The sequence below is a fragment of the Kitasatospora paranensis genome, from assembly GCF_039544005.1.
GTDB classification, from domain to species: Bacteria; Actinomycetota; Actinomycetes; order Streptomycetales; family Streptomycetaceae; genus Kitasatospora; species Kitasatospora paranensis.
This window is the reverse complement of sequence record NZ_BAABKV010000001.1, coordinates 6,718,029-6,742,082: the sequence shown is the minus strand read 5'-3', so window position 1 is coordinate 6,742,082 and position 24,054 is coordinate 6,718,029. Positions and strand designations below refer to the sequence as shown.

Sequence of the window (24,054 nt, the reverse complement as noted above, 5' to 3'; positions counted from 1 at the left end):
CGCCCCGCGCGACGGCCGCGCGGTGGGCTGGGACGGCACGCTGTACCAGAGCACCGAGGTGTACCGCTTCTTCAAGGAGCGGCTCGGCGCGCGCAGCGCCGCCGTGGTCTCCTACGACCAGGCCGACTCGGCGCGCTACGCCCGGCAGATCGCGGACGGCCTGCGGGCCGAGGGGTACCGGGTGCTCACCCAGACCGTCGACCTCGCGGTGCCCGGCTTCCAGGCCGTGGCGGCCGCGATGAAGGCCGACGGCAGCGAACTGCTCTTCGACGCGATGGACACCCGCGGGAACGCGGCGCTCTGCCAGGCCCTGGACGCCGCCGGGGTGAAACTGAAGGCCAAGGTCACCAACGTGCAGAACTGGACGGCGACGGTGGGCACCGACTACCGGGCCTCCCCGGCTGCCGGAACGCGCTGTGGGCCACCTCGGCGAGCCGCAACTACGAGGACGTCCGCTACCCGGCCGTGCAGGCCTTCCGCAACGCGATGGCCCGGTACTACCCCGAGCGACAGGGGCTGCTCTCCGCCTGGGAGTTGGAGGGGTGGGCCGGCGCCCAGTGGCTGACCGACGCGATGGACCCGTGCGGCAGCGACCTGACCCGGGCCTGCGTGGAGCACTTCATGAACAGCGGCACCCCGTACGACGCGCACGGGCTGCTGCTGCCCGCCGCGTTCACGCACGCGCCGCGCCCGAGCGGCCCCACCCGCGCCTGCCTGGACGCGGCCCGCTGGGATGACTCCGCGAACGACGGCCGCGGCGGTTGGGTGACCCAGGTGCCCGACATGACGACCACCTGCTTCGAGGTGCCGCAACTGCCCTACCGGCCGTAGGCGGCGAACTCCCGTCGGGCGGCGGTCACCGCCCGGAGGCGGCCGACGGTGACCTGGAGGGCCAGGGTGCAGACGACGGCGACCCCGAAGGCCTGGCCACCACCGAGGGGTTCGACGAGTTCGGCCACGAGGAAGCAGAAGGCGGCGAAGCCCCACAGGCCCAGCAGCACGCCGCGCAGCGTCGCCATGGCGACCGTTGCTCCGCCCTGGGCCAGCGCGAAGGCGGCGACCACGCTGGTGCCGATCGGGAAGGGCGCGAGGACACCGGTCAGGTCGGGGCCGAGATGCGCCGCCGCCGTGGTCACCGCGGTGACCAGCAACGCCGTGGCCGCGGCCCGCGCCGGCAGGTCCCACCACGGGGTCCGCCGGGCCGCCGACCCGGTCACCCCGGCCGCCGCTCCGGCCGCCGATCCGCTCCGCGTGCGGGCGAGGGCCTTCGCGCCGGCGACCGTCGCGGCGAGGGACAGGCACAGCGCGACGACGGGCGGCACCGGGAGCCGCGACAGCGCGAGATCCGCGATCAGGCAGACGAGCCACGCCAGCGGCAGCGCGACAGCCCAGTGGCCGGTGCGCGGCGCCCGGGCCAGCAGGGCGAAGACGACCGCGAACAGGGCGAGCGTGACCAGGCCCAGCAGCGAGGCCGCCGCGGCCCGCGCGGCGAACACCCGGCCGTGCTCCAGGCAGGTGATGGCGAGGATGGGGCCGGCCACGATCGGCAGTGCGACCAGGGTGCCGGCCAGCGCGGGGCCCCAGCGCCGACCGGCCAGGGACGAGGCGACCACGAGCGCGGGCGCGAGAAGCAGCTTCACGATCAACATCGACACTGGCGGCATTCTCGCACGATCCCCTGCCGCCCCGTCAGGCCCGGCCCGGAGGCCCGGCGTGCCCACGATCCGCGCCCGGAGCATCAGGGCAGCACCTCCGTCCACCACCGCTCACGGCCGTTGTGCCGCGGGTCGGGGCGGAGCCGGGCGAGGTACTCCGCGTCCAACGGGGCGAGGACGGCGCGCAGTTCGCGGACGGCCCGGCCGGGGAGGGCGTGCAGGGCCCGCTGCAGCAGCACGCGCTCCGCCCCGGTGTCGCAGCAGGGCAGGTCGTCCGGCGGGCCCGGCTCGTGCACCCGGCGGCCGTGCACCCACGCGGCCCAGCGGGCCACTGCGAGCGCCACCGAGCCGGGGCCCGGGCCGGTGCGTTCGAAGTCCGCGACCTGGCGCCGGGCCGGTGCGGAGAGGCCGGGCACCACCCGGCGCGGTGCGGTGTCGTACGGGCGCGGAGCCCGGGCGAGGCCCGCGCGGACGCGGGCGGGCGGCCTACGCGCCATGGGCCTTTCGAAGGTTCGTCATGGCGGCAGTGTGGCGAACGTCGCAGGTCGCGGGCAACGGGTTTGCCGCTCGGGACAGCCCCCGGCCCGGGGTGGGCCGGTAGGCTGCCGCTGCCCGTCCGAGCTGCAAGGAGTCCCGTTGACCGCCCTCGTCCCCGCGTCCGAGATCGCCGTCGTCGGGGTCGGTGCCGACGGCTGGGCGGGCCTGGCCCCGGCGGCCCGGGAGGCGCTGGCCGCGGCCGAGGTCGTGATCGGCGGCCCGCGGCAGCTGGCGCTGCTGCCCGCCGGGGTGACCGCCGAGCGCGTCCCCTGGCCCTCGCCGCTGCGGCCCGCGGTACCCGGCCTGATCGCCGCCCACGCGGGCCGCCGGATCGCGGTGCTGGCGAGCGGCGACCCGCTCTTCCACGGCATCGGGCGCACCCTCGCCGAGACGGTCGGCGCCGACCGGCTGCGGATCCTGCCCCACCCCTCCTCGGTGTCGTACGCGTGCGCCCGGCTGGGCTGGCCGCTGGAGGACACCGAGGTGGTGAGCCTGGTCGGGCGACCGCTCGCCGGGCTGACCGCGGCGCTGTCCGACGGCCGCCGGCTGCTGGTGCTGAGTGCCGACGCCGACGGCCCGGCCCAGGTGGCGGCCCTGCTCGCCGACCGCGGCTTCGGCGCCAGCCGGCTGCGGGTGCTGGAGCAGCTCGGCGCCGACCGGGAGCGGATCGTCGAGGGCACCGCCGCCGCCTGGTCGCACCCGGCCGGGGACCCGCTGAACATCGTCGCCGTGGAGTGCGCCGGGCCGCGCTCCCCCTCGTGCCCGGCCTGCCGGACGACGCGTACGAGAGCGACGGACAGCTGACCAAGCGTCACGTCCGGGCCGCGACCCTGGCCGCGCTGGCGCCCGCCCCCGGCGAACTGCTGTGGGACGTCGGCGGCGGCTCCGGCTCCATCGCGATCGAGTGGCTGCGGGCGCACCGCAGCTGCCGGGCCGTCAGCGTGGAGCGCGACCCGGCGCGCGCCGCGCGGATCGGGCGCAACGCCGACACCCTGGGGGTGCCGCGGCTCCGCGTGGTGACCGGCCCCGCGCCTGCGGCGCTGGCCGGACTGCCGGTGCCCGACGCGGTGTTCGTCGGCGGCGGGCTGACCGCGCCGGGCCTGCTGGAGGCCTGCTGGCAGGCGCTCGCGCCGGGCGGCCGCCTGGTCGCGAACACCGTGACCCTGGAGTCCGAGGCGCTGCTGTTGACCTGGTACCGCCGCCACGGCGGGGAGCTGGTCAGGCTGGCCGTGGCACACGCCGTCCCGGTGGGCGGCTTCACCGGCTGGCGCCAGGCCATGCCGGTGACGCAGTGGTCGGCCGTCAAGCCGGCGGCGGAGTCGATCGAGGAGGAAGTGCAGTGACCGTCTACTTCATCGGGGCCGGCCCCGGTGCCGCCGATCTGATCACCGTGCGCGGCCAGCGCACGCTGGCCGCCTGCGGCGTCTGCCTGTACGCGGGCAGCCTGGTGCCCCGCGAACTGCTCGCCGAGTGCCCGCCCGGCGCCCGGCTGGTGGACACCGCCGAGCTGAACCTCGACCAGATCACCGCCGAGTTCGTCCGCGCCCGGGACGAGGGCCTGGACGTGGCCCGGCTGCACTCCGGCGACCCGTCGGTGTTCAGTGCGGTCGCCGAGCAGATGCGGCGGCTGGACGCGGCCGGCATCCCGTACGAGGTGGTGCCCGGCGTGCCGGCGTTCGCCGCCGCGGCCGCCGCCCTCAAGCGGGAGCTGACCGTACCGACGGTCGGCCAGACCGTCATCCTCACCCGGGTCGCCCGGCAGGCCACCCCGATGCCCGAGGGCGAGGACCTCGCCACCCTCGGGCGCAGCGGCGCCCTGCTGGTGCTGCACCTGGCCGCCCGTTACGTGGACGGCGTGGTCGAGGAGTTGCTGCCGCACTACGGCGCCGACTGCCCGGCCGCGGTGGTCGCGATGGCGAGCCGCCCCGAGGAGCTGGTGCTGCGCGGCACGCTCGGCGACATCGCCGGGCAGGTGAAGGAGGCCGGGTGCTGCGCACCGCCGTCATCCTGGTCGGCCGCACCCTGGGCGCCGAGCAGTTCCGCGACAGCCACCTGTACTCGTCCGAGCGCGAGCGGCCGCACGAGCCCTGCGGCTGAGCCGCGGGCCCGGCACCGGGCCTACGCCGCGGGGCGGCGGCAGGCGGCGGTGAAGGCGGCGGCCAGCCGGGTGATCCGGGCCCAGTCGCCCGCCGCCACGGCATCGGCCGGCACCACGTCGCTGCCGGCGCAGACCGCGAGGGCGCCGTGCGCGAGGAAGTCGGCGGCGTTGCCCGCGTTGACCCCGCCGGAGGCCACCAGCGGGACGTCCGGGTACGGGCCGTGCAGATCCCGGAAGTAGCCGGGACCGAACGCCCGCGCCGGGAAGACCTTCACGGCCGCCGCGCCGAGGTCGACGGCCTCGGCGACCTCGGTGGGGGTGAGCGCCCCGAGGACGGCCGGGACGCCGGCGGCTTGGGCCGCCGCCGCGACGGCGGGCCGGCAGCCGGGTGTGACCAGGAACGCCGCGCCGGCGGCGACCGCCCGCTCGGCCTGGTCGGCGGTCAGCACCGTCCCCACGCCGACCCGGTGCCCGGCGGCCGCGGCCGCGGCCAGGTGGACGGTCACCTCCGGTGTGGTGAAGGTGAGTTCGACCCGGTGGATGCCGCCCTCGGCGAGCGCCGCGCAGAGCGCGGCGGCGTCGGGTATCCGGGGGCGCGCACGACGGCGATCACCGGGTCGGCGGCGAGGTCGGCGCGGAGCGCGGCGGTGGCGGAGGCAGGGGCGGTGGCGGTGGCGGTGGCGGTGGCGGTGACATTGGCAGAGACGGTCATCAGGCGGTGGTCCCTCGGTCGGTGCGGCGCAGGGCGCGGCCGGGCAGCGCCCCGGTGGTGCGGCCGCGGTCGATCACCGCGGTCCCGTTGACGTAGACGTCGGCGATGCCGGCGGCGGGCCGCCGGGGGTGGTCGTAGGTGGCGGTGTCCCGGACCGTCCCGGGGTCGAACAGCACCAGGTCGGCGTGGTGGCCCGGCCTGATCAGCCCGCGGCGCTCCAGCCGCAGCCGGCGGGCGGGCCGCCCGGTCATCCGGGTGACCGCCTGCTCCAGCGTGAGGACGCCCTCCTCGCGGCCGTAGTGGCCCAGGTAGCGGGGGAAGGTGCCCCAGGCCCGCGGGTGGGGGCGCGCGCCGACGAGCAGCCCGTCGCTGCCTGCGGTGTGCACGCGGTGGCGCATGATGGCGCGGACGTTCTCCTCGTCGCCGACGTGCTGCAGGACGGTGGTGGCGAGCCGGTCGCGGACGAGCAGGTCGAGGAAGACCTCGGTGCCGCCGGTCCCGGCGGCGGCCGCGAGGTCGGCGACCGTCCGGCCGACCCGGTCCGCGAGGGCCGGGTCGCCGACACCGGAGATCTGCACGGTGGCCCAGTCGGCGACGACGCCGTGGCAGCCGTCGCTGCCGTGCACCTCCAGGTCGGCGCGGATCCGTTCGCGGGCGGCCGGGTCGGCGAGCCGGGCGAGCGCGGCGTCCGGCCCGCCCTCGAAGGCCCAGCCGGGCAGCAGCGCCGCCAGGGTGGTGGAGCCGGGCAGGTACGGGTAGCTGTCCAGGCTGACGTCGAGGCCCTCGGCGAGCGCGGCGTCGACGAGGGCCAGCAGTTCGCCGGCCCGGCCGCGGTTGAGGTCGAAGTTCATGGTGGCGTGGGTGAGGTGCAGCGGGCAGCCGGAGCGGCGGCTGATCTCGACCATCTCCGCGTACCCCTCCAGGGCGCCCCTGCCGTAGGAGCGCTGGTGCGGCGCGTGGAAGCCGCCGTGGGCGGCTACCACGGCGCACAGGGCGGCGAGTTCGGCGGTGTCGGCGTACATCCCGGGGGTGTAGCTGAGCCCGCTGGAGAGGCCGACGGCGCCCTCGCGCAGGCCCTGGGCGAGCAGGGCGCGCATCCGGTCCAGTTCGGCGGGGGTGGGCGGGCGGTCGTCCCAGCCGGTCACCAGCATCCGCAGACTGCCGTGCGGCACCAGGTAGCAGGCGTTGACCCCGATGCCGGCGTCGAGCCGGTCCAGGTACTGGCCGACGGTGCGCCAGCTCCAGTCGAAGCCCGCCGGGTCACCGTTCCAGCCGGCGAGCTGGCGGCGCAGCGCGGGCAGCGTGGTGTCGTCGACGGGCGCGTAGGAGAGTCCGTCCTGGCCGAGGACCTCACAGGTGACGCCCTGGGTGACCCGGGACGGGTGTGCCGGATCCACCAGCAGGCGCAGGTCGGAGTGGGCGTGCATGTCGATGAATCCGGGGGCGAGGACGAGGCCGTCGGCGTCGACGGTGCGGGCGGCGCGCAGGCCGCGGCCGATGCCGTCGATGACGCCGTCGGTGACGGTCACATCGGCGCGGTAGCGGTCGGCGCCGGTGCCGTCGACGACGGTGGCACCGCGGAAGAGCAGATCGGCCATCGGTCCGTCCCTCGATCCGCAGAACACTCATGAGCTGCGGAGTTGCGACATACGCAACCCCTGTTGCGCATCCTGGTGGCACGGTTCTAACATTCCCGGCGGACGGCGGTCAACGACGCCACCCACGACCGGAGGAGAGCGGCGGATGGCGGAGCAGGACGGCACGGCCACCCCGCACGCGGTCTGTCTCGGCGAGTCGATGGCCGCGCTGCTGCCCGACCGGGCCGGGCCGCCGGAGACGGTCGGCGGCTACCGCCCCGCGGTGGGCGGCGCGGAGTCCAACACGGCCTGCGCGCTCGCCGCGCTCGGTGTGCCGACCGCCTGGATCGGCCGGGTCGGCGACGACGGCTTCGGCCGCCGCCTCACCGCCGAGCTCGCCGGCCACGGGGTGGACGTCTCCGCGGTCGCCGTCGACCCGCACCGACCCACCGGTCTCTTCGTCAAGGAGACCGGCGGCTCGGCCCTGCCGCACGACCTCGGCGCGGGCCGCAGCCGGCTGCACTACTACCGCACCGGATCCGCCGCCTCCACCCTCTCCCCGCCCTGCTGGCCGATCCGGCGGCGGCCCGGCTGCTCGACGGCGCCCGGCTGCTGCACCTGACCGGCATCACCCCGGCGCTCTCGGACGGCTGCCTGGCCCTCGTCCGCGCCCTGCTCGCGGACCGCCGGCCGGGCCGGCTGGTCAGCGTCGACCTCAACTGGCGCCCGGTGCTGTGGCGCGGGCGCGACGCGGGTGTGCTGCCCGCCCTGCTGGACGCGGCCGACGTGCTGCTGCTCGGCGCGGACGAGGCCGAGGCCGCGTTCGGCACCGGCGACCCGGCGGCGCTGCGGGCCCGCTTCCCTCCCCCGCCACGATCGTGGTCAAGGACGCCGAGCACCGGGCGACCGCGCTGACCCGGGGCGGGCCGGTGGTCGAGCCCGCGCTCGCCGTCGACGTGGTCGAGCCGACCGGGGCCGGCGACGCGTTCGCCGCCGGATACCTCGCGGGCACCCTGCGCGGGCTGGACGAGCGGCGCCGGCTGCGGCTCGGCCACCTGTGCGCGGCGGTCGCGCTCACCGCGGCGGCCGACCAGGGCCGGCCCCCGCGCCGGCCGTCGTCGAGGCCCTGCTCGCCGCGTCGCCGCGCGAGTGGGCGGCGACCCGGGTGTCCGCGGACGGCATCATGTCCCCGGTACTCGGCCGACCGGCCGCACCGCTCGGAGCACCAGGAGCACCATGAGCCAGACCGTCACCCGCGCCCTGCGCCTGCTGGCCGAACTCGGCGAGGGCGAACGCTCGCTGGACCAGCTGGCCGAGCTGCTCGGGGTGCACAAGACCACCGTGCTGCGGCTGCTGCAGTCGCTGGAGGAGGAGCGGTTCGTCCACCGGGACTCCGCGTTCCGCTACCACCTGGGCGCCGGCCTGTTCGCGCTGGCCGGCCTCGCCCTGGAGCAGCGCGGCATCCGCCGCATCGCGGCGCCGCACCTGGCCGAGCTGAACGCCGCGACCGGCCAGACCGTGCACCTGGCGGCCTACGAGGGCGGCGAGGTGGTCTACATCGACAAGTACGACTCCCGCCAGCCCGTCCGGATGTACTCGCGGATCGGGCTGCGCGCCGCGCTGCACTCCGCCGCCGTCGCCAAGGTGCTGCTGGCGGACCTGCCGCCGGCCGAGCGCCGGCGGGTGGCGGCCGGGATCGAGTACACCCCGTACACCGCCCGCACGCTCACCGGGCCGAAGGCCCTGCTGGCCGAGCTGGAGCAGGTCGCCGCCCAGGGCTGGGCGCAGGACCACGCCGAGCACGAGTCGTTCATCAACTGTGTCGCGGCGCCCGTCCGGGACGCCACCGGGCGGGTCGTGGCGGCGGTGTCGATATCCGTCCCGGACGTCGTGCTGCCCTACGAACAGGTGCTGGAGCTGCTGCCGCGGCTGCTCGCCACCGCCCGGGCGGTCTCCGGCGACGCCGGGGCACCCGCCATCTGACCGACCGTCACCACTGAGGAGAGACCGTGGACAAGACCGAGATCCGTACCGAGGGCGCGCCCGCCCCGGCCTGGATGTTCTCGCAGGGCGTGCGCAAGGGCCCGATCCTGCAGGTCTCCGGGCAGGGCCCGCAGGACCCGGCGACCGGCGCGTACGTGCACCACGGCGACGTCCGGGCGCAGACCCGCCGCACGCTGGAGAACGTCAAGGCGATCATCGAGGCCGGCGGCGGCACCGTGGAGGACGTGGTGATGTTCCGCGTCTACCTGACCAAGCGGTCCGACTTCGCGTTGATGAACGAGGTCTACGCCGCGTTCATCGAGGAGAACGTCAAGGGCGTGAAGCCCTGCCGGACGACCGTCTTCGTCGAACTCCCGCAGGAGCCGATGCTGGTGGAGATCGACGCGCAGGCCGTCATCGGCTGACGCCGGGCCCGGCGGGAGCGGCCCGGCCGACGACCGTGCCGGCCCGGTCGATGCACAGGACGTCCACCGCGACCGGCGAGCCGGTCAGCACGCCGAGCGCGGTGGCCCGCGCCTCCTCGGCCACCAGATCGCCCAGCGGCACCCCGGCGGCGGCGCACAGCTGCAGCGCCTCCAGGCCGGTGTTGGCGGTCGCGACCGCCGCGGCCAGCGCGTCGTCGGCGCCGCCGCGGCGGGCCAGCGCGGCGAGTCGGCCCTTGTCGACCTGCGAGCGCGCCGAGTGCAGGTCGAGGTGGCCGGCCGCCAGCTTCGACAGCTTGGCGAAGCCCCCGGCGATGGTCAGCCTCGGCACCGGGTGGCGCTTGAGGTACTTGAGCACCGCGCCCGCGAAGTCGCCCATGTCGAGCAGCGCGTCCTCGGGCAGCCCGTGTTCGGCCACCGCGACCTTCTCCGAGGTCGAGCCGGTGCACCCGGCGACGTGGGTGTGCCCGGCGGCCCGGGCCACGTCCACCCCGCGCCGGATCGAGTCGATCCACGCGGAGCACGAGTACGGGACGACGATCCCGGTGGTGCCGAGGATGGACAGGCCGCCGAGGATGCCCAGGCGCGGGTTCCAGGTGGAGCGGGCGATCTCCTCGCCGTCGTCCACCGACACCTCCACCACCACGTCTCCGCTGCCGCCGTACCGGGCCGCGACCCCGGCGACGGCGTCGCGCATCATCTGCCGCGGCACCGGGTTGATCGCGGGCTCGCCGACCGCCAGCGGCAGGCCGGCCTTGGTGACGGTGCCGACGCCGGGCCCGGCCCGGAAGACCACCCCCGTACCCGGTTCGCCCGGCGAGACGGTGGCGCGGACGAGCGCGCCGTGCGTCACGTCGGGGTCGTCGCCGGCGTCCTTGACCACGCCGGCCGTCGCCCGGCCGCCGGCCAGCTCCTCGACGGCCAGCGCGAACGCCGGCTGCTGCCCCTTCGGGAGCGTGATCGTCACCGGGTCGGGGAACTCGCCGGTGAGCAGCGCGGTGTACGCGGCGGTGGTGGCCGCGGTGGCGCAGGCACCCGTCGTCCAGCCGTGCCGCAGCCCGCTACTCTTCAGCTGCGCCGCCCGGCCGCCCGCCTCAGCCACGTCCGCCTCCTGGAGTCCCCATGCACGTCCTGATCCTCGGCGGCACCACCGAGGCCCGGCGGCTGGCCGCCGACCTGGCCGCGGACGGGACGCACCGGGTGACCAGCTCGCTGGCGGGCCGGGTCGCCGAGCCGCGGCTGCCCGTCGGCGAGGTGCGGATCGGCGGCTTCGGCGGCCCCGCGGGGCTCGCCGCCTGGCTGCGCGAGCAGCACGTGGACGCACTCATCGACGCCACCCATCCCTTCGCCGAGCGGATCAGCCGGAACGCGGCCGCGGCGGCCGCCGAGGTCCATGTTCCCCTGCTCGCGCTGCGGCGTCCCGGTTGGGGGCCGGTCGACGGGGACGACTGGCACTTGGTGGGCTCGCTGGCGGAGGCGGCACGGGCGCTGGACGGGCTCGGCGAACGGGTCTTCCTGACGACCGGACGGCAGGGGCTGGGCGCCTTCGCCCACCTGGAGCAGCACTGGTTCCTGGCCCGCTCGGTGGACGCGCCGGACACCCCGCTGCCGCCGCGGACGGAGCTCCTGCTCGACCGCGGCCCGTTCACGCTGGAGGGCGAGCGCGCGGTGCTGCGCGCGCACCGGATCGACGTGCTGGTGACCAAGGACAGCGGCGGCGCCGCCACCGCGCCCAAACTCACCGCCGCCCGCGAGCTCGGGCTGCCGGTGGTGGTCGTCCGCCGGCCCCCGGCCCCGGCGGGCGTGCCGGTCGCCGCCGACGTGGCCGCCGCCGCGGCCTGGCTGGCCGTCCTCTAGAGTGCTTCCGTCCCCCGCACGCGCCCGTGGCCCCGGCCCGGCGGCGCGTGCCGATTGTGCCCACGGGCCCGGCTGAGGAGCAAGCGTGACCGACGTGGCGTCCACATCCCTGCAGCAGGAGATCGCCCGCGATCTCCAGGTGAGCGCGTCGTTCGACGCACGGCAGGAGATCGAGCGCCGGGTGGCCTTCCTCGCCGACCGGCTGACCTCCACCGGCCTGCGCTCGCTGGTGCTGGGCATCAGCGGCGGCGTCGACTCCACGACGACGGGCCGGCTGTGCCAGCTCGCGGTCGAGCGGGTCCGCGCCGGGGGCGGCGAGGCGACCTTCTTCGCCATGCGGCTGCCGTACGGTGTCCAGGCCGACGAGAAGGACGCGCAGCTCGCGCTGGAGTTCATCCGGGCCGACCGGGTCCTGACCGTCGACGTGAAGCCGGCCGCCGATGCCGCGCTGGAGGCGGCGCTGGCCGGCGGCACGGAGTTCCGCGACGCGCGCCACCAGGACTTCGTGCACGGCAACATCAAGGCCCGCCAGCGCATGGTCGCCCAGTACGCGGTGGCCGGCGCGCAGGACGGCCTGGTCGTGGGCACCGACCACGCGGCCGAGGCGGTGTCGGGCTTCTTCACCAAGTTCGGCGACGGCGCGGCCGACGTCGTCCCGCTCACCGGCCTCACCAAGCGCCGGGTGCGCGCGGTGGCGGAGCTGCTGGGCGCGCCGGCCGAGCTGGTCCACAAGACCCCGACCGCGGACCTGGAGACGCTGAACCCCGGCCTGCCGGACGAGGACGCGCTCGGCGTCAGCTACGACGAGATCGACGACTTCCTGGAGGGCCGGCCGGTCGGCGAGGCCGCCTTCGGGGCGATCGTCCGCCGCTACCGGGTCACCGAGCACAAGCGGCAGCTCCCGGTCGCTCCTGACGGCCGCCCGCCCGGCGCGCGTCAGCGGGCCTTCGCCCGCAGGAAGGCGCGCAGCCGGGTCAGCGGCCAGGTGTTGACCACCTCGTCCGCCGTCAGCCCGCCGCGTCTGGCGGTGGCGACGCCGTAGCGCAGGTTGCCGAGGTGGCCGACGGCGTGCGCGTCGCTGTCGATCGCGAACCGGACCCCGTGCCGGCGGGCCGCCGCGATCCGTTCGTCGCCCAGGTCGAGGCGCTCGGGCGAGCCGTTGACCTCCAGGGCGGTGCCGGTACGGGCGCAGGCCGCGTACACCGCCTCCCAGTCGGCGTCGATGCCGTCGCGCCGCCCGAGCAGCCGGGTGGCGGGGTGCCCGATGACGTGGACGTACGGGTTCTCGCAGGCCCGCAGCAGACGGCGGGTCTGGGCGTCGCGGTCGAGGCCGAAGTGCGAGTGGATCGACGCCACGCAGATGTCGAAGCCGGCGAGGAAGGCGGCCGGCCAGTCGACGCCGCCGTCCGGCCCGATGTTCAGCTCGGTGCCGTGCAGCAGTCGCATCCGCCCGTGGCGGCCGGCCTGTGACCGCAGCTGCTCGCGCTGGGCGAGCATCTTGGCGTCGGTCATGCGCTGCATGCTGAGGTCCGGCGCGTGGTCGGTGACCGCGTAGTAGGCATGGCCGCGGGCGTGCGCGGCGGCCAGCATCTCCTCCAGCGGGGCCAGGCCGTCGGTCAGGTCGGTGTGCGTGTGCAGGTCGCCGCGGAGGTCGGACTCCTCGACCAGGACGGGGAGTCCGCCGGCCAGGGCGGCCTCGATCTCGCCGCGGTCCTCGCGCAGTTCGGGCGGGATCCAGGGCAGGCCGAGCGCCGCGTAGACCTCCTCCTCCGTCCGGGAGGCGATCCGGCGGCCGTCGCCGGCGTCGAAGAGCCCGTACTCGGACAGCTTGAGGCCGGCCTTGACCGCCCTGCCGCGCAGCTTGATGTTGTGGGCCTTGGAGCCGGTGAAGTAGACCATGGCGGCGCCCCAGTCCTCGGGCGGCACGACCCGCAGGTCGACCTGGACGCCGGTGGTGGTGCGGACCGAGGTCTTGGTCGGCCCGCCGACCAGCACCTCGGCGGTCAGCGGGAGTCCGGTGAGCGCGGCCATCAGCGGGGCGGAGTCGTGCGCGGCGGCCAGGATGTCGACGTCGCCGACGCTCTCCCGCATCCGGCGCAGCGAGCCGGCGTGGGCGCAGCGCTCGCAGCCGGGGGCGGCCCGGACGGCGGCGGCGATCTCGGCGGCGAGCGCGAGGGCCGCGTCGAGCAGGCTGCGCCCGGCGCCGCTGCGGAGGACCTGGATGCCGCGCACGATGTTCCCGGCGGTGCGGGCGCCGAGACCGGGGAGGTCGTCGAGGCGGCCGGTGCGGGCCGCGTCGAGGAGTTCGTCGACGGTGGAGACGCCCAGTTCGCGGTGGATCAGGGCGGCCTTCTTGGGGCCGACGGTCGGGATGCCCATGATCTCGCGGACGCCGGGCGGGATGTCGGCCCGCAGCGCTTCCAGGGCCTGGATCCGGCCGGTGCCGAGGTACTCGGCGATCTTGCCGGCGGTGGACTTCCCGACCCCGGGAATGGTCTGGAGGCCCTTGGCGTCGAGGCCGTCGAGATCCCCGGCGTGGCCGGCCACGGAGCGGGCGGCCTTCTCGTAGGACCGCGCCCGGTAGGCGTCGCCGCCGGTCAGCAGGAGGAGGTCGGCGTACTCCTGGAGCAGCGCGCCGACCTGGTCGTTGAGCCGCGCCATGGCCCCAGTCTAGGAGTCGCTTGACATCCGCGTCGCGCGGAATGAACATTCATTCCGTGACACCACGCAAGCCCGACCTCGCCCGGCAGCTGCTGGACGCCGCGACCGCCCTGTTCGCCGAGCGCACCTACGAGGGCACCCAGATGCCCGCGGTCGCCCAGCGCGCCGGGGTCGGCGTCGGCAGCATCTACCGGTACTTCCCGAGCAAGGAGGCGCTCGGCAACGCCGCCTTCCAGCACGCCAAGCGCGGCCTGCTGGACGAGCTCGCCGACGCGCTCGGCGACGGCGGCCCGGGCGCTTCCACCCGCGAGGAGTTCGGCCGCTTCTGGTGCGGCTTCACCCGCTTCGCGAGCAGCCGTCCGGACGCGTTCGTCTTCCTGGAGCACCAGCAGCACGACACCTTCCTCGATCCCGAGAGCCTGGCGCTCGCCGCCGAGATCGACCGGATCGCGGCCGACTTCATCGCGCGCGGCCAGCAGGCCGGCGCGATCCGCGACGGCTCGGCCGAGCAGCTGGTCGCCCTCGCCATCGGCGCCTTCACCGGCCTGGTCAAACTGCACCGCACCGAGGGGCTCGGCGGCATCTCCCCCGACGCCCTGGCCCAGGCGGAAGAGGCCGTCTGGGATCTCCTGCACCGAAAGGCCCCGCGATGACCACCCCCAGGACCGTCCTGATCACCGGCTGCTCCTCCGGCATGGGCCGGGAGGCCGCCCTCGCGCTGCACGCCGCGGGCCACCGCGTGTACGCCTCCGCCCGGCGCCCCGAGACGCTCGCCGACCTCGCCGCCCGGGGCATCGCCACCCTGGCGCTGGACGTCACCGACGAGCAGTCGATGGCGGCGGCGGTGGCCGCCGTCGAGGAGGCGCACGGGCAGGTCGACGTACTGATCAACAACGCCGCCTACGGGCTGCACCAGCCGGTGGAGCTGGCCTCCCCGCCGAGGTCCGCACCCAGTTCGACACCAATGTGTTCGGGCTCGTCCGGATGGCCCAGCTGGTGCTGCCCGGCATGCGCCGCGCCGGCCGCGGACGGATCGTCAACATCTCGTCCATGGGCGGGCGCTTCTCCCCGCCCGGCGGCGCCTTCTACCACGCCAGCAAGCACGCGGTGGAGGCGATCAGCGACTCGCTGCGCCTGGAGGTCGCGCCGTTCGGCGTCGAGGTCGTGGTGGTGCAGCCGGGCCCCACCATCACCGGCTTCGGCGGCACCGCGGTCGCGACCATGCCGGACGGCTCCGGCCCGTACGGCTCGTTCACCACCGCACTCGCCGACATGTACGCCAACAAGGCCTTCACCCGGCGCAGCGGCGCCGTGACGGCCGAGGCGGCCACCAAGGTGATCGTCCGGGCCGCGACGGTGCGCCGGCCGCGGGCCCGCTACGCGATCGGGGCGATGGCCCGCGGCACGATGATCGCCAAGCGGCTCCTCCCGGACGCCGCCTTCGACGCGGTGATGCGGGCCAACTTCCCGCTGCCGAAGGCCGGTTGAGGACGGCCGGGCAAACCGGATGCGGACGTCTCCCGTCCCGGGTTAGCCTGGCGCCATGAAGCCTGTCTGCGCAGCCGCGACGACGACGCCGGAGAGAGTCCCGGCGCGCTGACACCTGCTGTCGAAAGCCCCGGGGCGAGTGCCCCGGGGCTTCGTGCTGTGCGGTCACTCGTCCCTCCCCCGTTCAGGAGACCGAGGAGACCGCGATGCACGACCACCGCAGGCTGGGCCGCGAACTGGACCTGTTCGACACCGATCCGCTGATCGGCGCCGGGCTGCCGTACTGGCTGCCGGACGGCGCCGCCGTGCGGCACGCCCTGGAGGAGTACGTCCGGGAGGCCGAACGCCGCGCCGGGTACCGGCACGTGTACTCGCCGGTGCTGGGCAAGCGCGAGCTGTACGAGATCTCCGGGCACTGGGCGCACTACGCCGAGGACATGTTCCCGCCGATGGACCTCGGCGGGGAGCAGTTGGTGCTGCGGCCCAGCCTCTGCCCGCACCACGCGGTGGTGTTCCGCTCCCGGCCGCACAGTCACCGCGACCTTCCGCTGCGGATGGCCGAGCTCGGCGGCATGTACCGCTCCGAACTCTCCGGGGTGCTCGGCGGGCTGACCCGGGTCCGGGCGATCCAGCTGAACGACGCGCACATCTTCTGCCGCCCCGACCAGGTCGCCGACGAGGTGCGGGCGGCGCTCGCGCTGATCCGCGAGGCGTACGCGGCACTCGGCATCGAGGCGTCGCGGTACCGGCTGTCGCTGCCGGGCGACGGCGGCAAGTACGTCGCCGACCCCGCCCTGTGGCGGCGCGCGAACGCCGTGCTCACCGAGGTCCTCGACGACGCCGGGGTGCCGTACGAGGAGGGTTCGGGCGAGGCCGCGTTCTACGGTCCGAAGATCGATGTGCAGATCGCGGACGCCGCCGGGCGCGAGGCGACCCTGTCCACCGTCCAGGTGGACTTCCACCAGCCCGAGCGGTTCGACCTCGGGTACACCGGGCCGGACGGCGCCCGGCACCGGCCGGTGATGGTGCACCGGGCGGTGATCGGCAGCGTGGAACGCGCCGTGGCCCACCTGATCGAGGTCCACGGCGGGGCGTTCCCGGCCTGGCTGGCGCCCGTCCAGCTGGTCGCGCTGCCGGTCTCGGACGCCCAACTGCCCGAGGCCCGTGCGCTGGTACGGCGGTGCACCGAGGCCGGGCTGCGGGCCGAGCTGGCCGGCCCCGAGCACGGCACCCTGGGGGCCAGGGTGCGGGCCGCCCGGCTGGTGCCGTACCAGGCGGTGATCGGCGCGGCCGAGGCGGCCGACGGCCGGGTGGCGCTCCGGCTGCGCGACGGTCACCGGCCGGACGCGCTGCCGGCGGCGGCCGCGGTCGAGCGGGTGCTCGCCGCGGTCGCCGCCCGGAGTGCCGAGCTGTGGTGAGCGGCCGTCAGTCCTCGGGGTAGCGCCGCGGCGTCCAGACCACCTCGGTGCCGTTGTCCCGGGCGACCACCCGGGTCTGCGAGGAGCCGATCAGCAGCAGGGTGCGCATGTCGACCTCGGCCGGGTCGAGGTCGACCAGCCGCACGGTGCGCACCCGCTCCGTCGGGCCGCCGACGTCGCGGGCCATCACCACGGGGGTGTCCGCGGCGCGGTACTCCAGCATCAGGTCGCGGGCCAGCCCGACCTGGGTCGTCCGGGACTTGGAGCCGGGGTTGTAGAGGGCGAGCACCAGGTCCGCCTCGGCGGCGGCGCGCAGCCGCCGGGCGATGACCTCCCAGGGCTTGAGCCGGTCGGAGAGCGAGACCACCGCGTAGTCGTGGCCGAGCGGCGCGCCGGCCCGGGAGGCCGCGGCGTGCGCGGCCGTCATGCCCGGCAGCACCCGCACCGGCACCGAGCGGTACGGGTCGGCGCCGGCCGCCTCCAGGACGGCGGTGGCCATCGCGAAGACGCCCGGGTCGCCGGAGGAGACCACGGCGACCCGGCGGCCGCGCCGGGCGAGGTCGAGCGCGAACTCGGCCCGCTCCGCCTCGACCTTGTTGTCCGAGCCGTGCCGGATCTGGCCGGGGCGGACGGGCACCCGGTCCAGGTAGGTGGTGTATCCGACCAGGTCAGTGGCAGCGGCGAGGGCGCCTCGCGCCTCCGGGGTGAGCCAGAGCGGCCCGGCGGGGCCGGTGCCGACGACGACGACCTCGCCCCGGCCGGCCGCGGCGGACCCGGCGGGCTCAACGGGCTCGGCGGCCTGCAGCGGCGCGACCTTGCTGGGCAGCACGGCCACCGAGAAGTACGGCACCGAGTCGGCGTCGACCTCGGCGAGCGGCAGGGTGCGCTCGCCGTCCATGAAGGCCCGCTCGACGTACTGGGCGTCGGCGAGGCGCCCGGCCCGCTCCAGGGCGCGGCGCACCGCGGGGAAGGTCCGGCCGAGCTTCATGATCACGGCGGAGTCGGCGGCGGCGAGGCGGGCCGTCAGCTCCTCCTCCGGCAGGGTGCCGGGGATGATCGTCAGCGTCTCCTCGGCCTCCACCAGCGCGCTGCCGAGCCGGGCCGCGGCGGCGCTGACCGAGGTCACCCCGGGCACCACCTCGGTCGGGTAGCGGTGCGCGAGCCGCTTGTGCATGTGCTGGTACGACCCGTAGAACAGCGGGTCGCCCTCGGCGAGCACGACGACGTCGCGGCCGGCGTCCAGGTGGGCGGCGAGCCGGGCGGACGCCTCCTCGTAGAAGTCGTCGAGCGCGCCGCGGTAGCCGCCGGGGTGGTCGGTGGGCTCCACGGTGATCGGGTAGACCAGCTTCTCCTCGATCTGACCACCCGTCAGGTAGCGGTCGGCGATGGAGCGGGCGATGGACCGGCCGTGCCGGGCGCTGTGGTAGGCCACCACGTCGGCCTTGCCGATGAGTTCGGCGGCCCGCACGGTGAGCAGCGACGGGTCGCCGGGGCCGAGCCCGACACCGTACAGTCGGCCGGTCTGACGTTCCGTCACTCTTCTTCACTCGCAATCGCGTTGATGGCTGCGGCGGCGATGGCGCTGCCGCCCCGGCGGCCGCGGACGACCAGGTGCTCCAGGGCCGCCGGGTGCTCGGCCAGCGCCTGCTTGGACTCGGCGGCGCCGATGAACCCGACCGGGACGCCGATCACCGCGGCCGGCCGGGGCGCGCCGGCCTCGACCATCTCCAGCAGTCGGAACAGCGAGGTCGGCGCGTTGCCGACGGCGACCACCGCGCCCTCCAGGCGGGGCAGCCACAGCTCCATGGCAGCGGCCGAGCGGGTGGTGCCCAGCTCCTTCGCCAGCCCGGGGACCGCCGGGTCGGTGAGGGTGCAGAGCACCTCGTTGTCGGCGGGCAGCCGCTTGCGGGTCACCCCGCTGGCCACCATGTTGACGTCGCAGAGGATCGGCGCCCCGGCGTGCAGGGCGGCGCGCGCCGCGGCCACCACGCCGGGCGAGTACAGCAGGTCCGCGACCAGATCGGTCATCCCGCAGGCGTGGATCATCCGCACCGCGACCTGCGAGACGTCGGCCGGCAGGTCGGCCAGGTCGGCCTCGGCCCGGATGGTGGCAAAGGACTGGCGGTAGATGGCCGCGCCGTCCTTCTCGTACTCGATCACGTGGTCCTCCGGGCCTCGGCGACCGCCTCGGCCATCTCGTCCGTCGTCACTTCCACAGGGGGCGCCGGTGTCCCGACCGGCGTCACCCGATAGCCCTGCCCGGTTGCCAGCACATCCACCCACCGGCCGGCGGGGTGACCGCAGCGCCGCTCGCAGCCCGACCAGTGCACCGGCAGTCCGGCATCCTCCGCACGTCCCAGCGCGAGCACGGCGTCCGTGCGCACGTCGGCGAGCGACCGGGCGCAGCCGGGCAGCCCGGTGCAGGCGGTGGCCCGGTCCCAGGCGGTGCCGGGCCGGGTGAGGAACCCGGCGCGGGCGAGCTCCGGCAGCAGTCCGGGGGCCGCACCGGGCAGCACGGCGCCGCGCCACGGGGTCAGCCGTACGCCGTCGGGTGCGGCGGCGGCCAGCGTCCGCCACCGGTCGGCGTCCGCGCGGCCGAAGCGCAGGCCGACGGAGAGTCCGCCCGGCAGGACGCCGGGCGCGGGGTGGGTGCCCGGCAGGTCGGGCAGTTCCTCGCCGCCGGGCGGCAGCAGGTCGGGCACCTCGCGCAGGTGCCAGGCGGCGAGGCCGCGCTCGCGCAGGGCGGCCAGGAAGTGGCGGGCGGCGTCGAGGGCCGCGGTCACGGCCTGCCCGGCGGGGACGGCCCGGGCGGTGGCGGACCGGCCGAGCCGCAGCAGGGCGGTGCCGCCGGGCCTTGCGATCAATGTCACATCGGCGTCGAGGGCGGCGACGTCGCCGCGGCCGTCGTCGAGCGCGAACAGGAACTTGCCGGACAGGCCAGGCGCCCAGTCGGCGCGGCACAGCCGTGCGTCGAGCTCGCGCACCCAGGCCTGGACGTCGGCGTACCCGGCGCCGTCGAGGCCGGCGAGCGGCGAGGCGACGATGTTGCGGACCCGCTCGTGGGTCTCCGAGGGCAGCAGGGCGACCGACCGCAGGCGCTCGGCGAGCTCGGCGCCGCAGTCGGAACGAAGGCCCCGCAGCTGGACGTTGCCCCGCGAGGTGATCTCCGGCGCGCCGTCGCCGAGCAGCTCGGCCGCGTCGGCCAGCGCCGTTACCTGACGGCTCGTCAGCAGACCGCCGGGCAGCCGGATGCGGGCCAGGGCGCCGTCGTCGGCCGGATGCAGACGAAGGGCCCCTGGGCAGGCGTCCGCACGGCCCCGGTCGGGCCCGGCGGAGCCCGGCGCGGCGGCGTCGGGTGTCGAGGGCATGGCGGCGAGCATACAGATTGTCCGACCGCCCGCCCCGTCTCGTAGATCACAGTCCGCAGGCCGCCCCGCCGCCCGACGGCACCCCGTACGATGCTGCCCGGGCGGTCCGTGCGGGCCGCCCGACGCCAGCGACGGCAAGCGGAGGAAACCGGTGCAAATCCGGTGCGGTCCCGCCACTGTAACCACGGCTCAGCGCCGTGGAGCCAGGAACTCCCGCCGACGCCCGCCCTCCCCGGCCACCGCCGGGGGACGACCGCCACGGGGCGCGGACCCCGAGGAAGGCCAGACCTGTGCGCTGCCGCATGCCCGGCTCCGCCGTCCGAACCGGACGCGCCGAGCCCGCGCCCGCCGTCCCCGCGACGCTGCCGACGGCCCCCCGCCGCACGACCCTCCTCGCAGCCCGTACGCCACGGAACACCGACCCGGCCGGGAGGCCCTCCGCATGATCCTGCTGCTGTCGACCTCCGACACCGACCTGCTCAGCGCCCGCGCCGCGCAGGGCCCGGTGCCCTTCCGGCTGGGCAACCCGGCCCGGCTCGCCGCCGAGGACCTGCCCGCCCTGGTCGAGGGCACCGACCTGGTGATCGTCCGCCTCCTCGGCGGGCGCCGCGCCTGGGAGGACGGCCTGGACGCCCTGCTGGCCGGGCCCCGCCCGGTGATCGTGCTGACGGGCGAGCAGGCCCCGGATGCCCAGCTGATGGAGCTCTCCACCGTCCCGGCCGGCATCGCCGCCGAGGCGCACGCCTACCTCGCGCACGGCGGCCCGGCCAACCTGGCCGAACTCGGCGCGTTCCTCTCCGACACCGTGCTGCTCACCGGCCACGGCTTCGCGCCGCCCGCCTCCGCGCCCGCCTGGGGCCGCCTGGAGCGCTCCGCCGCACCGACGGACGGCCCGCTGATCGCGGTGCTGTACTACCGCGCCCACCACATGAGCGGCAACACCGCCTTCGTCGAGACGCTCTGCCGGGCCGTCGAGGCGCACGGCGCGCGGGCCCTGCCGCTGTACTGCTCCTCGCTGCGCGGCGCCGAGCCGGAGCTGCTGGCCGAGCTGGCGCAGGCCGATGCGATCGTCACCACCGTGCTCGCCGCCGGCGGCACCCGCCCGGCCGACGCCCAGGCCGGCGGCGACGAGGAGGCCTGGGACGCCGGTGCGCTCGCCGCCCTCGACCGCCCGATCCTGCAGGCGCTCTGCCTGACCTCCTCGCGCGCCCAGTGGGAGGCCAGCGACGACGGGCTGTCCCCGCTCGACACCGCCACCCAGATCGCCGTGCCGGAGTTCGACGGCCGGCTGATCACCGTGCCGTTCTCCTTCAAGGAGCTCGACGAGGACGGCCTCACCGTCTACCGCGCCGACCCCGAGCGGGCCGCCCGGGTGGCTGGCATCGCGGTGCGGCACGCCCGGCTGCGGTACACGCCCGCCGCCGAGCGCCGGCTCGCGCTGGTCCTCTCCGCCTACCCGACCAAGCACGCCCGGGTCGGCAACGCGGTGGGCCTGGACACCCCGGCCAGCGCGATGCGGCTGCTGCACCGGCTGCGCGCGGAGGGCATGGACCTGGGCACCGACCTGCCGGGGTTGGACGGCCCGGAGGCGAACGGGCGGGCCGTACCGCCCCGAGCCGAAGGGCCCGCCGGTGCCGAAAGGGAGGCGCGAGGGAGCGACGCAGGAGCGACGGAGCAACGACCGTCGGCGCCGGGCCAGGAGGGCCCGGAGGCGAGCGGGCGAGCAACACAGCACGAGGGCGACGCGCTCATCCACGCGCTGATCGCGGCCGGCGGGTACGACCAGGACTGGCTGACGGAGGAGCAGCTCGCCCGCAACCCCGTCCGGATCCCGGCCGCCGACTACCGGCGCTGGTACGCCGGGCTGCCCGAGCAGCTGCGCGCCGACGTCGAGGAGCACTGGGGGCCGCCGCCCGGCGAGCTGTACGTCGACCGCTCGCAGAACCCGGACGGCGACATCGTGCTCGCCGCGATCCGCTCCGGCAACCTCCTCGTGCTGATCCAGCCGCCGCGCGGCTTCGGCGAGAACCCGGTCGCGATCTACCACGACCCCGACCTCCCGCCGAGCCACCACTACCTGGCCGCCTACCGCTGGATCCAGGCCGCGCAGGAGGACGGCGGGTTCGGCGCGCACGCCGTCATCCACCTCGGCAAGCACGGCAACCTGGAGTGGCTGCCGGGCAAGACCGCCGCGCTGTCGGCGTCCTGCGGCCCGGACGCCGTCCTCGGCGACCTGCCGCTGATCTACCCGTTCCTGGTCAACGACCCGGGCGAGGGCACCCAGGCCAAGCGCCGGGCGCACGCCACCCTGGTCGACCACCTCGTGCCGCCGATGGCCCGCGCCGACAGCTACGGCGACATCGCCCGGCTGGAGCAGCTGCTCGACGAGTACTCCTCGATCGCCGCGATGGACCCGGCGAAGCTGCCGGCCATCCGGGCGCAGATCTGGACGCTCATCCAGGCCGCCCGGCTCGACCACGACCTGGGCCTGGACGAGCGGCCCGAGGACGACGGCTTCGACGACTTCCTGCTGCACGTCGACGGCTGGCTGTGCGAGGTGAAGGACGCCCAGATCCGCGACGGCCTGCACGTGCTGGGCCAGGCCCCGGCCGGCACCGACCGGGTCAACATCGTGCTCGCCATCCTGCGTGCCCGGCAGATCTGGGGCGGCGTCAGCGCACTGCCCGGCCTGCGCGAGGCGCTCGGCCTGGACGAGGCGGCGCTCACCCTCGGCGCCACCGACGCGGCCGAGGCGCAGGCCCGCGCCCTGGTCGAGGCGATGGAGGCCGAGGACTGGTCGCCGGAGGCGGTGGAGAAGGTCGCCGCCGGGCACCCCGGGCCCGTCCGCGAGGTGCTGGACTTCGCGGCCCGCCAGGTGGTGCCGCGGCTGTCGGCGACCACCGACGAGCTGGACGCGGTGCTGCACGCGCTGAACGGCGGATTCGTCCCGGCGGGCCCGTCCGGCTCGCCGCTGCGCGGACTGGTGAACGTGCTGCCGACCGGCCGCAACTTCTACTCCGTCGACCCCAAGGCGGTGCCGAGCCGGCTCGCCTGGGAGACCGGGCAGGCGCTCGCCGCCTCGCTGGTGGAGCGCTACCGCGCCGACAACGACGGCGCCTGCCCGCCGTCGGTCGGCCTCTCGCTGTGGGGCACCAGCGCGATGCGCACGGCCGGCGACGACATCGCCGAGGCGTTCGCGCTGCTCGGGGTACGCCCGGTCTGGGACGACGCCTCGCGCCGGGTCACCGGCCTGGAGGCGATCCCCCTGGCGGAGCTCTGCCGCCCCCGGATCGACGTCACGCTGCGCATCTCGGGCTTCTTCCGGGACGCCTTCCCGCACGTGGTCGCCCTGCTGGACGACGCGGTGCGGCTCGCGGCCCGCCAGGAGGAGGACCCGGCGGACAACTTCGTCCGGGCGCACGTCCAGGCCGACCTCGCCGAGCACGGCGACGAGCGGCGGGCGACCGTCCGGGTCTTCGGCTCCCGCCCCGGTACCTACGGCGCCGGCCTGCTCCAGCTGATCGACAGCCGGGACTGGCGCACCGACGCCGACCTCGCCGAGGTGTACACCGTCTGGGGCGGCTACGCGTACGGCCGGGGTCTCGACGGGCGGCCGGCCCGCGAGGAGATGGAGAGCGCCTACAAGCGGATCACGGTGGCCGCCAAGAACACCGACACCCGCGAGCACGACATCGCCGACTCGGACGACTACTTCCAGTACCACGGCGGCATGGTGGCCACCGTCCGGGCGCTCACCGGCAAGAACCCGGCGGCCTACATCGGCGACTCCACCCGCCCGGAGACCGTCCGCACCCGCACCCTCACCGAGGAGGCGGCCCGGGTCTTCCGCGCCCGGGTGGTGAACCCGCGGTGGATGGAGGCCATGCGCCGGCACGGGTACAAGGGCGCCTTCGAGATGGCCGCGACCGTCGACTACCTCTTCGGCTACGACGCCACGACGGGCGTGGTCGCGGACTGGATGTACGAGAAGCTCACCGAGGAGTACGTGCTCGACCCGGTCAACCGGGAGTTCCTCAGCGAGGCCAACCCGTGGGCGCTGCACGGCATCAGCGAGCGCCTGCTGGAGGCCGCCGACCGGGGGCTGTGGGCCGAGCCGGACGCGGCGCTGATCGACGCGCTCCGCCAGGCCTTCCTGGAGACCGAGGGCGACCTGGAGGGCGAGGAGTAACCGACCCGTTCGGGTGACGGCCGGGGGCGCGGGGATCCGCGCGGGCGGAGCGGTGCGGCGCCGCGCCA

The 24,054-nt window shown here is 75.9% G+C and carries 20 protein-coding genes, 6 pseudogenes and 1 riboswitch; of the genes and pseudogenes, 16 read left to right on the top strand and 10 right to left on the bottom strand.

Translation table 11 applies throughout. The annotated features are described in order from the left end of the window. Positions 1-22 precede the first annotated feature (22 nt). Together ABEB13_RS32040 and ABEB13_RS32035 are read left to right on the top strand one after the other, a co-directional pair. Positions 23-565, top strand: coding sequence for an ABC transporter substrate-binding protein (locus ABEB13_RS32040; protein WP_345708274.1), 543 nt, complete (start codon positions 23-25; stop codon positions 563-565). After that, a complete protein-coding gene (locus tag ABEB13_RS32035) occupies positions 466-831 on the top strand; it encodes an ABC transporter substrate-binding protein (protein ID WP_345708273.1) in 366 nt (121 codons plus the stop codon). The genes ABEB13_RS32040 and ABEB13_RS32035 overlap by 100 nt, the downstream gene beginning before the upstream one ends. Here ABEB13_RS32035 and ABEB13_RS32030 read toward each other — a convergent pair. Beyond that, positions 819-1,640, bottom strand: a complete 822-nt coding sequence (locus ABEB13_RS32030) for a hypothetical protein (protein WP_345708272.1) — start codon at positions 1,638-1,640, stop codon at positions 819-821. The two genes, ABEB13_RS32035 and ABEB13_RS32030, sit on opposite strands and share 13 nt — an antisense overlap. A gap of 98 nt (positions 1,641-1,738) precedes the next feature. Beyond that, positions 1,739-2,152 (bottom strand): hypothetical protein, encoded by a 414-nt coding sequence (locus tag ABEB13_RS32025; RefSeq protein ID WP_345708271.1) that lies wholly within the window; start codon positions 2,150-2,152, stop codon positions 1,739-1,741. A gap of 166 nt (positions 2,153-2,318) precedes the next feature. Between ABEB13_RS32025 and cbiE the strand changes: the two are divergent. After that, positions 2,319-3,535: pseudogene (cbiE, locus tag ABEB13_RS32020) on the top strand (precorrin-6y C5,15-methyltransferase (decarboxylating) subunit CbiE). Continuing rightward, positions 3,532-4,289: pseudogene (gene cobM / locus ABEB13_RS32015) on the top strand (precorrin-4 C(11)-methyltransferase). The pseudogenes cbiE and cobM overlap by 4 nt, the downstream one beginning before the upstream one ends. A 21-nt stretch (positions 4,290-4,310) precedes the next feature. Here the strand turns inward: cobM and ABEB13_RS32010 are convergent. Genes ABEB13_RS32010 through ABEB13_RS32000 form a run of 3 tightly spaced genes read right to left on the bottom strand, consistent with a single transcriptional unit; the run spans position 4,311 to position 6,600 of the window. Further along, positions 4,311-4,832 (bottom strand): bifunctional 4-hydroxy-2-oxoglutarate aldolase/2-dehydro-3-deoxy-phosphogluconate aldolase, encoded by a 522-nt coding sequence (locus tag ABEB13_RS32010; protein WP_345709894.1) that lies wholly within the window; start codon positions 4,830-4,832, stop codon positions 4,311-4,313. Further along, complete coding sequence (locus ABEB13_RS32005) at positions 4,793-5,002, bottom strand: hypothetical protein (protein WP_345708270.1); 210 nt, start codon at positions 5,000-5,002, stop codon at positions 4,793-4,795. Before ABEB13_RS32005 ends, ABEB13_RS32010 begins: the two co-directional genes overlap by 40 nt. Beyond that, a complete protein-coding gene (locus ABEB13_RS32000) occupies positions 5,002-6,600 on the bottom strand; it encodes an N-acyl-D-amino-acid deacylase family protein (RefSeq protein ID WP_345708269.1) in 1,599 nt (532 codons plus the stop codon). The genes ABEB13_RS32005 and ABEB13_RS32000 overlap by 1 nt, the downstream gene beginning before the upstream one ends. A gap of 145 nt (positions 6,601-6,745) precedes the next feature. Between ABEB13_RS32000 and ABEB13_RS31995 the strand changes: the two genes are divergently transcribed. The 5 genes and pseudogenes from ABEB13_RS31995 to ABEB13_RS31975 all read left to right on the top strand — a co-directional run bounded on the left by ABEB13_RS31995 (position 6,746) and on the right by ABEB13_RS31975 (position 8,987). Beyond that, on the top strand, positions 6,746-7,201 hold the full coding sequence (locus ABEB13_RS31995) for a PfkB family carbohydrate kinase (RefSeq protein WP_345708268.1): 456 nt from the start codon (positions 6,746-6,748) through the stop codon (positions 7,199-7,201). A 107-nt stretch (positions 7,202-7,308) separates the two neighbouring features. Continuing rightward, positions 7,309-7,494 (top strand): hypothetical protein, encoded by a 186-nt coding sequence (locus ABEB13_RS31990; RefSeq protein ID WP_345708267.1) that lies wholly within the window; start codon positions 7,309-7,311, stop codon positions 7,492-7,494. Beyond that, positions 7,458-7,607 (top strand): annotated as a pseudogene (locus ABEB13_RS31985) (PfkB family carbohydrate kinase); the annotation flags it as partial. The gene ABEB13_RS31990 and the pseudogene ABEB13_RS31985, both read left to right, overlap by 37 nt. 208 nt (positions 7,608-7,815) lie before the next feature. Continuing rightward, on the top strand, positions 7,816-8,562 hold the full coding sequence (locus tag ABEB13_RS31980; RefSeq protein WP_345708266.1) for an IclR family transcriptional regulator: 747 nt from the start codon (positions 7,816-7,818) through the stop codon (positions 8,560-8,562). A gap of 26 nt (positions 8,563-8,588) precedes the next feature. Then, on the top strand, positions 8,589-8,987 hold the full coding sequence (locus tag ABEB13_RS31975; RefSeq protein ID WP_345708265.1) for a RidA family protein: 399 nt from the start codon (positions 8,589-8,591) through the stop codon (positions 8,985-8,987). Here ABEB13_RS31975 and ABEB13_RS31970 read toward each other — a convergent pair. Beyond that, positions 8,977-10,107 carry a cobalt-precorrin-5B (C(1))-methyltransferase gene (locus ABEB13_RS31970; protein WP_345708264.1) on the bottom strand — a complete coding sequence of 377 codons (1,131 nt, stop codon included), beginning with the start codon at positions 10,105-10,107 and terminating at the stop codon, positions 8,977-8,979. The genes ABEB13_RS31975 and ABEB13_RS31970 overlap by 11 nt on opposite strands. Before the next feature lie 20 nt (positions 10,108-10,127). On the opposite strand from ABEB13_RS31970, the gene ABEB13_RS31965 reads away from it, so the two are divergent. Next, positions 10,128-10,862 carry a cobalt-precorrin-6A reductase gene (locus tag ABEB13_RS31965; protein ID WP_345708263.1) on the top strand — a complete coding sequence of 245 codons (735 nt, stop codon included), beginning with the start codon at positions 10,128-10,130 and terminating at the stop codon, positions 10,860-10,862. Between the two features lie 85 nt (positions 10,863-10,947). Beyond that, a pseudogene (nadE, locus tag ABEB13_RS31960) lies at positions 10,948-11,775 on the top strand (ammonia-dependent NAD(+) synthetase); the annotation flags it as partial. Between the two features lie 23 nt (positions 11,776-11,798). On the opposite strand, the gene polX reads toward nadE, so the two are convergent. Beyond that, on the bottom strand, positions 11,799-13,523 hold the full coding sequence (gene polX / locus ABEB13_RS31955) for a DNA polymerase/3'-5' exonuclease PolX (protein ID WP_345708262.1): 1,725 nt from the start codon (positions 13,521-13,523) through the stop codon (positions 11,799-11,801). Between the two features lie 56 nt (positions 13,524-13,579). Here polX and ABEB13_RS31950 point away from each other — a divergent pair, with 56 nt between their 5' ends. From ABEB13_RS31950 to thrS, 4 genes and pseudogenes are all read left to right on the top strand, one after another. Then, the gene (locus tag ABEB13_RS31950) at positions 13,580-14,176 is read left to right on the top strand and encodes a TetR/AcrR family transcriptional regulator (protein ID WP_345708261.1); all 597 of its coding nucleotides are present in this window, start codon (positions 13,580-13,582) and stop codon (positions 14,174-14,176) included. After that, positions 14,173-14,385, top strand: a pseudogene (locus ABEB13_RS31945) (SDR family NAD(P)-dependent oxidoreductase); the annotation flags it as partial. The gene ABEB13_RS31950 and the pseudogene ABEB13_RS31945, both read left to right, overlap by 4 nt. Before the next feature lie 104 nt (positions 14,386-14,489). Beyond that, positions 14,490-15,011, top strand: coding sequence for an SDR family NAD(P)-dependent oxidoreductase (locus tag ABEB13_RS31940; RefSeq protein ID WP_345708260.1), 522 nt, complete (start codon positions 14,490-14,492; stop codon positions 15,009-15,011). Positions 15,012-15,139: 128 nt separating this feature from the next. Next, positions 15,140-16,429, top strand: a pseudogene (gene thrS / locus ABEB13_RS31935) (threonine--tRNA ligase); the annotation flags it as partial. A 7-nt stretch (positions 16,430-16,436) separates the two neighbouring features. On the opposite strand, the gene ABEB13_RS31930 reads toward thrS, so the two are convergent. The 3 genes from ABEB13_RS31930 to ABEB13_RS31920 are packed head-to-tail and all read right to left on the bottom strand — an operon-like array spanning position 16,437 to position 19,797. After that, the gene (locus ABEB13_RS31930) at positions 16,437-17,966 is read right to left on the bottom strand and encodes a precorrin-2 C(20)-methyltransferase (protein WP_345708259.1); all 1,530 of its coding nucleotides are present in this window, start codon (positions 17,964-17,966) and stop codon (positions 16,437-16,439) included. Next, positions 17,963-18,589, bottom strand: coding sequence for a precorrin-8X methylmutase (locus ABEB13_RS31925; protein WP_345708258.1), 627 nt, complete (start codon positions 18,587-18,589; stop codon positions 17,963-17,965). The genes ABEB13_RS31930 and ABEB13_RS31925 overlap by 4 nt, the downstream gene beginning before the upstream one ends. Next, positions 18,586-19,797 (bottom strand): cobalamin biosynthesis protein CobG, encoded by a 1,212-nt coding sequence (locus ABEB13_RS31920; RefSeq protein WP_345708257.1) that lies wholly within the window; start codon positions 19,795-19,797, stop codon positions 18,586-18,588. The genes ABEB13_RS31925 and ABEB13_RS31920 overlap by 4 nt, the downstream gene beginning before the upstream one ends. Before the next feature lie 141 nt (positions 19,798-19,938). Beyond that, positions 19,939-20,010, top strand: a riboswitch (cobalamin riboswitch). Between the two features lie 229 nt (positions 20,011-20,239). Here ABEB13_RS31920 and cobN point away from each other — a divergent pair. Beyond that, a complete protein-coding gene (gene cobN, locus ABEB13_RS31915) occupies positions 20,240-23,986 on the top strand; it encodes a cobaltochelatase subunit CobN (RefSeq protein WP_345708256.1) in 3,747 nt (1,248 codons plus the stop codon). The last annotated feature ends 68 nt before the right edge of the window (positions 23,987-24,054 follow it).

Bases quoted from the DNA above. Each gene is read 5' to 3' on its own strand.
- ABEB13_RS32025 (WP_345708271.1), bottom strand. From the start codon at position 2,152: ATGGCGCGTAGGCCGCCCGCCCGCGTCCGCGCGGGCCTCGCCCGGGCT.
- ABEB13_RS32005 (WP_345708270.1), bottom strand. From the start codon at position 5,002: ATGACCGTCTCTGCCAATGTCACCGCCACCGCCACCGCCACCGCCACC.
- ABEB13_RS32000 (WP_345708269.1), bottom strand. From the start codon at position 6,600: ATGGCCGATCTGCTCTTCCGCGGTGCCACCGTCGTCGACGGCACCGGC.
- ABEB13_RS31995 (WP_345708268.1), top strand. From the start codon at position 6,746: ATGGCGGAGCAGGACGGCACGGCCACCCCGCACGCGGTCTGTCTCGGC.
- ABEB13_RS31980 (WP_345708266.1), top strand. From the start codon at position 7,816: ATGAGCCAGACCGTCACCCGCGCCCTGCGCCTGCTGGCCGAACTCGGC.
- ABEB13_RS31965 (WP_345708263.1), top strand. From the start codon at position 10,128: ATGCACGTCCTGATCCTCGGCGGCACCACCGAGGCCCGGCGGCTGGCC.
- polX (WP_345708262.1), bottom strand. From the start codon at position 13,523: ATGGCGCGGCTCAACGACCAGGTCGGCGCGCTGCTCCAGGAGTACGCC.
- ABEB13_RS31920 (WP_345708257.1), bottom strand. From the start codon at position 19,797: ATGCCCTCGACACCCGACGCCGCCGCGCCGGGCTCCGCCGGGCCCGAC.
- cobN (WP_345708256.1), top strand. From the start codon at position 20,240: ATGATCCTGCTGCTGTCGACCTCCGACACCGACCTGCTCAGCGCCCGC.